Origin of the sequence: Streptomyces xiaopingdaonensis (assembly GCF_000262345.1) — a bacterium.
GTDB classification, from domain to species: Bacteria; Actinomycetota; Actinomycetes; order Streptomycetales; family Streptomycetaceae; genus Streptomyces; species Streptomyces xiaopingdaonensis.
Window position 1 is genome coordinate 1 of the sequence record NZ_AJTQ01000105.1, and the last position, 10,948, is coordinate 10,948.

A 10,948-nucleotide genomic window follows, 5' to 3' on the forward strand; every position below is an offset into this window, starting at 1 on the left:
GTCCGCTGCCGAGAGGGAGGCGGCAACTCTTCGGACGCGGCTGCTGGTTGGGAGGGACGGGGCGTCGCTGCTGAGGACGGTGCGGGTGGTGACCGAGCGGCGGTGCGGGGCCCGCGCCGGGCCGCCGGGTCTCCTGCCGGGAAGAAGGCGCCCCGCGACCTGCAACCCCGCCGGACCGGACGGCACTCGGCGCCGTCCCGATCCGACGGGGAGGCCCCGCCCCGGTCAGCCGGCGCGGTCCCGGTCGGTCGGGACGGGGACCAGCTCCTCGATGTCGCCCAGCCCGGAGTCCGGTTCGGCGACGCGGGCGAGGGCCCAGAAGAGGAGGGCGACACCGGTGGCGCCCGGGTCCGGGTTGCCCACGGCGCGTTCCCCGACGTAGGAGGCGCGGCCGCGGCGGGCCCGGGTGCCCGCGGTCGCCGCGGCGCCGGAGAGCGCGGCCTCGGCGACGCCCGTCCACGAGTCGTCGCCTTCCAGCGCGGCGAGCGCCGGTACCAGCGCGTCGACGAGCGTGCGGTCGCCGGGCTCGGCCTCGCCGACCCGCTGGATGGCGGCGAGGCCGGAACGCACCCCGTCGGTCCAGCCCGCACGGTCGTCCGCCGTGCCGGCGAGGGCGCGGCCGATCTCGCTGAAGAGCAGGCCGATGAGCGGGCCGCTGGTGCCGCCCACCTCGTCGAGGAAGACGCTCCCTGCCACCTCGGTCGCCGAGGCGCCGTCGGCGGCGTCGAGCGCGGCGACCGTCCGGTCGAGCCCTTCGCGCAGGTTGTCGCCGAAGTCCCCGTCGCCGGAGATCTGGTCCAGCGCCGTCAGCGCGTCGTGTGCGGTGTGGGACGCCTGCGCGTAGGTGCGTACCACGCGGTCCTGGTCGATCGTCGTCATGAGCGCGGCTCCGTGCAGGGGAAGGCGGGTGTGCGTACGGGGGCCTGCCACCGGTCGAGCCAACCGGGGCGCAGGGAGGTCAGGGTGATGGAGAAGCCGCTCATGTCCAGGGCGGGCACGAAGGTGCCGACGAGGCGTGCCCCCACCTCCACGCGCCGCTTCTCCAGTTCCTGACTGACGAGTTCGTGGACGGCGTACAGCTCCAGCGGAGTGGTCCCGCCCAGCCCGTTGACGAGCAGGAGGACACCGTCCCCGACATCCGGCAGGCCGTCGAGGAGCTCGGTGGTCATCTGCTCCGTGATGCGGTCGAGCGCCGGACGCCGGATGGTCGCGGCGCCGCGTTCACCGTGGATGCCGACGCCGTACTCCAACTCGTCCTCCGCGAGGGAGAACGCCTCGCCGCCCCGCGACGAGGACGTCTGCGCCCGGCCGGCGACGGCGAGGCTGCGCGAGGCGGCGACGACGTCGTCTCCCAGCCGGGCCAGTTCCTCGAGGCCCAGGCCGGTGTCGGCGGCGGCTCCGAGGATCTTCTCGACGACGAGGGCGGCGCCCGTGCCGCGCCGGCCCGTCGCCGTCTGGTGGTTCTCCGTGGCGAGGTCGTCGTCGACGAGGACGCGCTGCACCTCGACGCCGTCGGCACGCAGCCGCTCGGCGGCGATGCCGAAGTTGATGCGGTCCCCCGTGTAGTTCTTGACGATGTGCAGCACACCCTCCTCCCGGGCGACCGCGCGGCTCGCCTCGTAGACCTGGCGGTTGTGCGGCGAGGCGAAGATCCGGCCGGGCGCGGCGGCGTCGAGCATGCCGAGGCCGACGAAGCCGGCGTGGAGCGGGTCGTGTCCGGAGCCGCCGCCGGACACCAGCGCCGTACGGCGGTCCGGGTGCGGGGCGGTCGCGGTGAGGAACAGGGGGCTTTCGTGCAGCTCCACGAGGGAGCCGTGGGCGCGGGCGAAGCCGTGCACCGAGGTGTCGACGGGTTTTGTGTCGGGAAGGAAGAGGCGGTTCATCGCGCCGGTGTCCTTTCGGATGAGGAGGCAGCGCCGGTCTCCGAAATGCCCGCGTCCCGTTGTTCTCCGACCCGCAGCCTGGAAGCGGCGAGCGCGGAGAGGACGGCGACGCCGACGCAGTAGACGACCAACAGGCTTCATTCTTCGCTTCCCGCAGGGAGCCGTGCGGTGGCGCCGAGACGCGAGAAGCCGCCGCGTAGGGTGGCGCGACTGTGCTGAGTGGCGGACATACCGGCACGGCGTACGGCGACGAGACCGCGGTCTGTGAACCGGAGTCGGCGACCCCGGCTCGCCCGCGCCCCTTCCGCACATGACGCCCGGCTCGCGGCCGGCGCGGTCCCGCGCTCTGCGCCGCTCGGTGGAGAAATCCCGGACACGCGGGCAACCGCTCAGCAGGAGGTGCGCCTTCCGCCTACGTTCCCCTCACGAGAGTGGGCGGTCCGTCGTGCATACCACGCGGAGAAACCGCCGTCCCGAGCGAGGGAGGACCGATGGGCGAGCGCCGTGCGGAGCACGGTTCACAACGACGCGGCTACCGTGAGGGCCTCGGCGGTGAACTGCTCGCCGAATTCCTGGGCACCTTCGTCCTGGTCCTGCTGGGGTGCGGGTCCGTCGCCGTCGCCCTGGCAGGGCTACCGGGGTCGGGCCGTCAGACGGCGGACTTCGGCGCCGCCAACTGGCTCATCATCTCCTGGGGTTGGGGCTTCGCCGTGGTCTTCGGCGTGTACGTCGCCGGCGGTATCACCGGTGCCCACATCAACCCCGCGGTGACGCTGGGGCTGGCCGTGCGGCGGACCTTCGCGTGGGCCAAGGTCCCGGCGTACTGGGCGGCGCAGGTCGTCGGTGCCTTCGCCGGGGCAGCGCTCGTCTACGCCACGTACCGGTGGGCGATCGACGCGTTCACGGCCGACGCCGGCACCCCCCGCGGGAAGTCGCTCGACACCTTCTCCATCTTCGCCACGTTCCCCGCCGAGTACTTCGGGGACTCCTGGTGGGGGCCGCTGCTCGACCAGATCGTCGGCACCGGCGTGCTGCTCCTGCTGATCTGCGCGCTCACCGATACGCGCAACATGGCGCCGAAATCGAATGTCGGACCGTTCCTGATCGGCATGGTGGTCACCGTGATCGGCCTGGCCTTCGGCACCAACGCGGGGTACGCCATCAACCCCGCCCGCGATTTCGGGCCGCGGCTGTTCACCTACCTCAAAGGCTGGGACTCCATCGCCTTCCCGGGGAGCTTCCAGTGGTTCAGCGGCTACTGGTGGATTCCCCTGGCGGGGCCCCTCATCGGCGGCGTGGCGGGCGTTCTCGTCTACGACCTGATCGTCAGTCCCGTCGTCAGGGCCCGCATCGAGCCGACCCAGGGCGGACGCGTCCCCGAGGAGTGACCCCGCCGGGGGCCCACCGCGCATACGCGGGCGTGGCCCCCGGCGACCGCTTCCCGTGCGGAGCGGACCGAAGCTACGGCTCCATGATCTCGACCGTTCCCGCTATGCCGTCGACCGTCACCAGCATGCCGTCGGTGAGGACCTGGGTTCCGTTCTCCGTGGCGAGAGCCGCCGGAACGCCGTATTCGCGGGCGATGATGGCCGCGTGCGAGAGCGCGCCGCCCGTGTCCGTCACCAGTGCACCGATGCTGGGGAAGACCACCGACCACACGGGCGACGTGATCGGGCAGACGAGGACGTCGCCGGAGCGGATCTTGTCGAACTCGGCCTCGCTGAGCACGACTCGGGCAACGCCGGTGTAGCGGCCGGCCCCGCCCGGCACACCGCTCACCCGGTGCGCGTCACCGTCCCTGGGTGCCGGCGCCGAGCCGTTCATCTGCTGCATCGTCCACTGGAAGGCCCCCATGGTCTCCCGTACCTCGGACGGCAGTTGGTCCATGGGCGGCGGCGGGCCCGGTCGCTCGCCGTAGGTGCCGGGGCCGGGGTTCTCCAGGGCCCAGCGGTGCTCCCCGCGCCGCCGGGTGGTGAGGTCCCTGACGTCGGTGGCGTCGAGGAGCGCCTGCCGGACCTCCTGCGGCTCCAGGAAGAAGACGTGGTCGGGGCGGGCGAGAAGGCCGCGCTCCACCAGCCGCCGGGCGGCTTCCAGAACCGCCCAGCGCATCAGGGCGTTGGGGGCGCTGATCGTCCAGTACTCGTTGTCCTCCCTTGCGGGGTAGGCGTGTTCGGCGTCGCGCAGGAGCGCGTCGAACCGGGCGGCTTCCGCGCTGCCCTCCAGCTCCCGCCTGGCCTTCCGGACCGCCTCCCGCCGGGCGTCGTCCGCCGGGTGGGTCGGCCGCTGCGCATCGCTCTCCTGTGCGAGCTGGTCCCGCAGGAGCGAGAGGATCAGTTCGGGGCGCTCCGCGAGGGCCGGGTTCGCCAGCTCGTACTGGAGCGCCCGGCAGCCGTACGCGGTGCGGTACTCCTCGAAGGCCGCCGAGAACTCGGAGTCCGTCCGCAGGAGCGCGTCCAGCTCGGCGGCGCCGGGGGTGCCGTCGGTCTTCTCCCGGGCCAGGTCGGCCAGTTGGGCCATCGCGCGTGCCGGCCCCGTGCTCTCCTCGGAGAGCCCGCTCAGCAGTTCGAAGACGCGGCTCTCGTTCCAGCCCAGGGTGCCCGTCACGAACAGGCCGAACCTCCCGAGCAGGATCGAGACGGCGCCGAGCAGCCGGAAGTGCACCTCGGTGCCGTTCCGGTGCAGGGCGTGCACGTCGGCGAGGTGCGCGGCGAGGCCCTCGTCGGAGAGGGTCGCCAGGTCCGTCCGTTGCAGAGCGGCGATGCGCTCGGCGAAGCGCGGCCGGTCGGTGGCGGACCACTCCTCGACGGCCCGGGCGGCGAGGTTCTCCCGCACGGCGTCGGTGCAGGCGGCGATCCGGGCCGGCACGTCGGCAGGGGCGAGGGGCTCGGTGCCCATGTAGCGCCAGCCGCCGATCGTCGCGAACGCGAGTCCCTTGAGCAGGAGTCCGAACTCGGCGCACACGTCGCGGAGCACCTCGTTGTTGTACTCCATGAGCTTCCGCGTCATGGGGAGCAGCGGCAGGGGAGCGTGCGTGGTGTCCTTGGCCCAGAACCCGGGGGGCGGGTCGGTGCCGACGGGCACCGGGTCCGGCTCCGGCTCCGCGATCGCGGTGATCGGGCGCGCCTGGAGGAGGTACGGCCGCCCGTCGGAGCGGGCCCACTCGATGTCGGTCGGCCCTCCGGTGACCTCGGCGACCTGCTCGGCGAGCCGGGCCACCTCGCCTGCCTGAGCCGCAGTCAGCGCGTCGTGCTGCGCCGACGTGTTGCGCGGCTCGCCCGAGCCGCCCGCGGGCACGACCCACTCGTCGGGCGACACCGTGCCGGATACGAGCTGTTCCCCCACGCCGCGGACCGCGCTGACCAGGACCTCGTCGCGTGCGCCCGTCACCGGGTTGACCGTGAACGCCACCCCCGCCGTCTCGGCCGGCACCATCTGCTGGACGAGGACGGCGATCGGTGCGTCGGACCCGTCGCCGCTCACCGAGCGGTACTCCCGCACGGCGGCGGAGTAGCCGGAGGCCCAACAGGTGCGCAGGGCCTCGCTCAGCGCCTCTTCCCCTTCGACGTCGAGGACGGTCGTGTACTGCCCCGCGTGGGACGCCTCGGCACCGTCCTCGTCGACGCCCGACGAGCGCACCGCGAGGGGCCCCGCGAGGTGCGCGGCCACCTCGGCAACGGCCGAGCGGAGAGCGTCGTCGAGCGGCCGGGCCCGGACGTCGTCGGCCTCGGGCGCCTCCGTGCCCCGCACATGCCGGGCCATCGCGCGGACCGGGAAGACGTACCCCTCGGGCACGGGGAAGCCCGCTCGTTTCATCTGCGCCAGTACGGCTGCCTTGCCTCCGACCTCTGCGCGGTCGGCCGCGACCGGGTCGTCGAGCGGCACCGTGAGCGGTCCCGCTTCTCCGTTGTCTCTGCTCACTCGGCTCTCCTCATCATCGGGTACTTCGGTACGGCCGCCGGCCGCAGCGGCCCGTCCACGGGAACGGCGGGGTCCTTCCGAGAGTGCCGGCGGCGCCCTCGTCCGGCCCGATCCGCCGGGCGAGCGTACGAGGAACCCCCGGCCGGACGGCGCCGGTTGTACGGAGACGGCGCGGCCGGCACGCTCAGCGCGCGGCGTCCCGCGCATCGGGGGTGCCGTCGGTGATCCGGCGACCGATGTCGACCAGCGCGTCCGCCGTCCGTGCGGGTTGGTCGACGATGTACAGATGGCCCCCTTCCACCGTCCGGGTCGACCGCGGCTTGAGCGCTTCCTCCAGCCGCTGCACGGTGGCGGGGGGAGAGGCCGTGTCCAGGCTGCCGCCGAGGAGGTGGACCGGGACGTCGACGGGGTCGGGTTCCCAGCCGTCCCGCAACAGGCCCAGGTCCGCGCGGAGATGGGGAAGGACGAAGCGGAGCGCGAAGTCCTCGGACACCCGGAGGTCGGGCAGCATGCCCCGACGCGCGGCCTCCGCGAGGAGCGCGCGGTCGTCCAGGTCGAGGATGCTCCGCGCGGAGAGTCCGGGGTCCGGCGGGGCCGACATCACCAGGTGCAGGTCGTCGTCGGGGGACGGAGGTCGGAGACGGGCCATCCGGTACGCCACCACGGCGCCCAGGCTGTGCCCGAGGAGGAGGCCGGGCCCGGTGAGTGCGTCGGAGAGCAGGTCGAGGTAGAAGCCGGCGAGCGCCTCCGCGTCCGTCGGTCCCTGTCCGGCGGGCGGCTGTACGGCGGTGACGTGCCAGTCCTCCGGGGTGTGCTGCGACAGCCTGACGAAGGAGCGGGCGGAGCCGCCCGCGAACGGGACGCAGATCAGGCGGAAGCCGTGTCCCTTCTTCAGTACGACGCGTTCGGGTCCGGCTCTCATGACTCCCGCTCCTTCTCTTGTCCGCGGAGGAGGAAGCGTGCGGTCTTCCCGGTGGAGGTGAGGGGCAGGGCGTCGACGAGGTGCAGGGTCCGCGGCCGTTTGAAGGGCGGGAGTCGGCGCCGGAGCGCGGCCTGGACGCGTTCCTCGAGCTGTTGGTCCGCGCCGGGCGCGGGGACGACGTGGGCGACGATGCGGGTGACGTCGTCCTCGTCCGACACCCCGACCACCGCGCAGGAGCCCACGCCCGGGACGGCCAGGATCTCCTCCTCCACTTCCGAGAGGAGCACCTTCGTGCCACCGACGTTGACGATGTTGTCGGTGCGCCCCAGGTACGTCCAGCCCACCGCGGGGTCGTAGGTCATCGTGTCCCCCGTGTACACCCAGCCGTCACGGAACGTCCCGGCCGTGAGGCCGGGTTGGTCCCAGTACCGGTCCGCGACGCTGGGGCCCCGGACCCGCAGGCGGCCGATGCCGCCCGCCTCCAGCGTCCGTCCCGCGTCGTCGCAGACCTCCGCCTCGAAGCCGGGTACGGGGACCCCGGTCGCCCCCGGCGGGGAGACGCCCGGCACCGTGGCGATGAAGATGTGCAGGCACTCGGTCGACCCCAGGCCGTTGACGACGGTGAGGCCGAAGGTCTCGGCCAGCCGGGTGCTGAGCTGCGGGCCGAGGTGTTCGCCCGCCGAGACGGCGAGGCGCACGGAGGAGAAGTCGATCCGGTCCTCCGCGTCGGGTACCGAGAGCAGCGCGGCGTACAGCGTCGGCACCGCGAACAGCACGGTCGGCCGCGTACGCCGCAACAGGGCCGCGACGGCGAGCGGTTCGGCCCTGCCGGAGAAGAGGACGGCGCACGCCCCCACGGAGAACGGCAGCAGCAGCGAGTTCCCGAAGCCGTAGCCGAAGGGCAGCTTCGCCGTGGAGAGGACGCGGTCCCGGGAGGTGAGCCCGAGGTGTGCGCCCACCCCTTCGGGAAGGGCCAGCAGCCCCCGGTGCAGGTGGACCACGCCTTTGGGACGGCCGGTGCTCCCGGAGGTGTACTGGATCAGCGCCGGGTGGTCGTCCTCGCACGGGGCGACTTCGTGGAGCGGCGCCGCGTCTGACAGCTCGTCGGCCAGGCAGCGCACCCTGCCCGCCTCGGGGCCGCGGCTCCACACGGTGACGCCCCCGGCCGCCGCCTCCCGCGCAGGCTCGTGCTCCCCCTTCTCGACGACGAGGGCGCGCGCGCCGCAGTCCTCGAGGATGTACCGCTGCTCGGCGGAGGTGAGCACCGGGCTGACCGGCACCGGTACCGCGGCGATGCGCACCGCCGCGAGGAGGCACGCCACGGCGTCCGAGCTGTCGTGGAGCACGGTCACGACGCGGTCGCCGGGCCGGACTCCGGCCTCGTGCAGGACACGTGCCATCCGGCAGGCGCGCTCGTGGAGTTGGCGGTACGTCAGTGCGCCGTCGTCGTCGAGCAGGCAGAGTTCGTCGCCGTTACCGCTCGCCAGGTGCCTGTCCAGGTACCACCAGGCGGCGTTGGCGCCCGTACCGTCGTCGTTCACGCTGCCTCCCCGCTGCGGCCCTGGAGCAGGACCGCGGTGGCGTGGCCTCCGGGATCTGCGCTCAGGCACACCGCGAGCGGTCCCGCGGGCCGCGGTACTCCGCCGTCGGGCGACCGCCGTTCGACTGGGGCGAGGGGGACGGCCTCGCGCCGAAGCGCCTCCAGCGCCACCGCGAACGCCAGGGCCCCGTCGGCGCCGCCCGTGCGGCCTGCGGTACGGGTCGGGCAGCACGACGGGAGCTCGTCGCCGAAGACCGCGGCGAGTGCGGCGGTCCCCGCCTCCTCCGCCTCCCGGTCGCCGCCGCACGCGACGAGCCCGAGGCCCACCTCGGACGGGAGGCGCCCGGCCGTGCGGAGGGCCTCGCGGACCGCCGCCTCCGCCGCGGCGGCCGGAGCGGAGGTGGCGCCGAGGGCGGGGTCGTCGGGCAGCGCGGTGGCCTGCCCGCTGCCGAGGAGATGCCCGAGGACGGGGCCGTCCGGCGCGGGCCGTCGGAGCACCACGGCGGCGGCCGCCTCTCCTTCGGGCACGTCCTCCGATCCCGGGAGGCCGGCGACGGCGGGGGAGAGGATGTCGACACCACCGGCCACGACGGCGTCGCACGTGCCCGTGCTCACCTGCCGGGCGCCGAGGACCATGGCGTCGAGGCCCGCTGTTGCGCCGGAGGCGAGCGTGAGGTTCGGTCCCCTGGCGGGGAGGTGGATGGAGAGCTGGGCCGCGGGCGCGTTGTAGCCGGACTGCGGACCCCATACGGGGTTCACGGGGCCGCCGTCCCCGCGCGACGCGTTGTGGATGGCCAGGTACTCGTTGCGCCCGGCCCGCAAGGTGCCCAACACCACGCCTGTGCGGTCGGGTTCGGGGACGGGCCGGGCCCCGGCGGTGTGCACCGTGTGGAGGAGCAGGCGGCTGTCGCGGCTGAACGTGCGCGCCGCCCGGTCGCCGACGACCTCGCTCACGTCGAGGGGGCAGCGCACGTGGGCGCCGTAGACCTCGCCCTCGTCCTTCTCGCCTGCGAGGGCGGTGGCGACGAGGGGGATCTTCTCGGCGGTGAAGGGGCGCCGTCCGCTCAGCATGTCGGTGAAGAGCTCCGAGACGGAGGCGCCGGAGGCGGTGACCGCACCGAGTGCGGTGATCGCCACGGCGGACGCGGGAGGAGGAAGGGGTGTCTGCACGTCAATCCCTGTGGCCATGGGGAACGGACGGCCGGTTGTCGGCCTCGGTCGGGGGAGCGGGATCAGTCGGAGAAACGGGAGAGGACGATCGCCGAGGTGTTGCCGCCGAAGCCGAACGCGTTGCTCAGCGCGGCACGCACCGGCATGTCGCGGAACGAGCCCTCGACGAGGTCGAGCCCGGCGCATCCGTCGTCGACGTCCCGCAGCGTCGGGTTGCCCGGCACACGGTCGTGCTGGAGCGCCAGGACGCAGATGATCGCTTCGAAGGCGCTGGCCGCTCCCTGGGAATGGCCGAGCATCCCCTTGACCGAGGAGACGGCCGGATGGCCGCCTCGCGCGCCGAAGAAGTCCTCGAGACAGGCGGCCTCCAGCGCGTCGTTGGCCGGTGTCCCCGTCCCGTGGGCGCTCACGTAGTCCACGTCGCGGGCGTGGAGCCCCGCCATGGCGAGGCTTTCGCTCATGCACCGCAGCATGCCGAGCCCCTGCGGATGGGGCGCGGTCATGTGGTGCGCGTCGGCCGCCACCGCGTATCCGCTGAGCTCCGCGAGCACCGGCGCGCCCCGCCGTACGGCGTGCTCGAGCGATTCCAGCACCACGACCCCGGCCCCCTCGGAGGGCATCATGCCGCGCCGGTGACGGTCGAAGGGCCGGACCTCGTCCGGTGCGAGGGCGCGCAGGGTCGTGAAGAGTCCGAAGACGGCCTCCGACAGCTCGTCCACGCCGCCCGTGACAACGGCGTCGGCCTGCCCGGAGCGGATGCAGTCCGCGGCCGTGGCGATCGCGGTGTTGCCCGCCGCGCATCCGGCGGCGACCACCTGTCGTGGTCCGCCCAGGCCGAGTCGGCGTGCCGGCGCCACGGCCAGCAGCGACGGAGCGTCCCAGACGGCGCGGGCCTCGACGGAGCGGTGCAGGCGGCGCAGTTCCTCGACGTGGGGGCGGGTGCCCATCACCGTTCCGAGTACGACACCGGTACGCCGCAGGCAGTCGTGGTCCAGCAGCTTTGCCTCGCGCAGCGCCGCCTCGGCCGCGTGCAGGCCGTAGCGGAGGGAGCGGGGTGTGCCGCCGTCCGGTGCCTGGGGAGCGGTGAGGCCGTCGTCGGAGACCTCGGCCGCCAGATGCGTCGGGTAACTGTCGGTGGAGAACCGTGTGACCGGCCCTGTGGCGATCGCACCGGAAGTGACGCGGTGCCAGAACGTGCCGACGTCCGTCCCCAGCGGGGAGGCCAGGCCCGTGCCCGTGACCACGATCCGCGGTCGGCCCTCGGCATCACGAAACATGCTGTGCGACCTGACGCGAGAGGTCCTCGACGGTGTCGCTCGAGGCGGCCTGCTCGTCGGTGAGCCGGCAGCCGAACCGGGCCTCTATGTGGGCGATGACCTCCAACTTCTGGAGGGAGTCGCCCCCGAGGTCGTCGTAGAAGTGGGCCTGCGGGGGTACCTGCGCGCTCGGCATCGTCAGGACACCGGCCACGATCTCGCTTACCGCAGCCGGGATGTTGCTCTCGTTCATGCATGA

General features: G+C 73.6%; 9 protein-coding genes. 1 reads left to right on the forward strand and 8 read right to left on the reverse strand.

The genetic code is table 11. The features are described 5' to 3' along the window. Positions 1-225 precede the first annotated feature (225 nt). Together UWG_RS0108290 and UWG_RS0108295 are read right to left on the reverse strand one after the other, a co-directional pair. Positions 226-879, reverse strand: a complete 654-nt coding sequence (locus UWG_RS0108290) for a DAK2 domain-containing protein (protein WP_016906737.1) — start codon at positions 877-879, stop codon at positions 226-228. Next, the gene (locus UWG_RS0108295) at positions 876-1,883 is read right to left on the reverse strand and encodes a dihydroxyacetone kinase subunit DhaK (protein WP_016906738.1); all 1,008 of its coding nucleotides are present in this window, start codon (positions 1,881-1,883) and stop codon (positions 876-878) included. Before UWG_RS0108295 ends, UWG_RS0108290 begins: the two co-directional genes overlap by 4 nt. 491 nt (positions 1,884-2,374) lie before the next feature. Here UWG_RS0108295 and UWG_RS0108300 point away from each other — a divergent pair, with 491 nt between their 5' ends. Continuing rightward, on the forward strand, positions 2,375-3,271 hold the full coding sequence (locus UWG_RS0108300) for an MIP/aquaporin family protein (protein WP_016906739.1): 897 nt from the start codon (positions 2,375-2,377) through the stop codon (positions 3,269-3,271). A gap of 73 nt (positions 3,272-3,344) precedes the next feature. Here the strand turns inward: UWG_RS0108300 and UWG_RS0108305 are convergent, their stop codons facing one another. The 6 genes from UWG_RS0108305 to UWG_RS0108330 all read right to left on the reverse strand — a co-directional run. Then, on the reverse strand, positions 3,345-5,801 hold the full coding sequence (locus UWG_RS0108305; RefSeq protein ID WP_016906740.1) for a PEP/pyruvate-binding domain-containing protein: 2,457 nt from the start codon (positions 5,799-5,801) through the stop codon (positions 3,345-3,347). 184 nt (positions 5,802-5,985) lie between these two features. Beyond that, positions 5,986-6,723: a thioesterase II family protein gene (locus tag UWG_RS31675; protein WP_016906741.1), complete on the reverse strand. Its 738-nt coding sequence runs from the start codon at positions 6,721-6,723 to the stop codon at positions 5,986-5,988. Then, positions 6,720-8,264, reverse strand: a complete 1,545-nt coding sequence (locus UWG_RS0108315; RefSeq protein WP_016906742.1) for a benzoate-CoA ligase family protein — start codon at positions 8,262-8,264, stop codon at positions 6,720-6,722. The genes UWG_RS31675 and UWG_RS0108315 overlap by 4 nt, the downstream gene beginning before the upstream one ends. After that, positions 8,261-9,400 carry a beta-ketoacyl synthase N-terminal-like domain-containing protein gene (locus UWG_RS0108320; protein WP_016906743.1) on the reverse strand — a complete coding sequence of 380 codons (1,140 nt, stop codon included), beginning with the start codon at positions 9,398-9,400 and terminating at the stop codon, positions 8,261-8,263. The genes UWG_RS0108315 and UWG_RS0108320 overlap by 4 nt, the downstream gene beginning before the upstream one ends. A 95-nt stretch (positions 9,401-9,495) precedes the next feature. Continuing rightward, positions 9,496-10,710 (reverse strand): beta-ketoacyl-[acyl-carrier-protein] synthase family protein, encoded by a 1,215-nt coding sequence (locus tag UWG_RS0108325; protein WP_078495615.1) that lies wholly within the window; start codon positions 10,708-10,710, stop codon positions 9,496-9,498. Beyond that, on the reverse strand, positions 10,700-10,948 hold a 249-nt coding region (locus tag UWG_RS0108330), incomplete at its 5' end, for an acyl carrier protein (RefSeq protein WP_157838542.1). The genes UWG_RS0108325 and UWG_RS0108330, both read right to left, overlap by 11 nt.

Excerpts from the sequence above, each read along its gene's own strand:
- UWG_RS0108290 (WP_016906737.1), bottom strand. The coding sequence starts at position 879 with ATGACGACGATCGACCAGGACCGCGTGGTACGCACCTACGCGCAGGCG.
- UWG_RS0108295 (WP_016906738.1), bottom strand. The coding sequence starts at position 1,883 with ATGAACCGCCTCTTCCTTCCCGACACAAAACCCGTCGACACCTCGGTG.
- UWG_RS0108300 (WP_016906739.1), top strand. The coding sequence starts at position 2,375 with ATGGGCGAGCGCCGTGCGGAGCACGGTTCACAACGACGCGGCTACCGT.
- UWG_RS31675 (WP_016906741.1), bottom strand. The coding sequence starts at position 6,723 with ATGAGAGCCGGACCCGAACGCGTCGTACTGAAGAAGGGACACGGCTTC.
- UWG_RS0108325 (WP_078495615.1), bottom strand. The coding sequence starts at position 10,710 with ATGTTTCGTGATGCCGAGGGCCGACCGCGGATCGTGGTCACGGGCACG.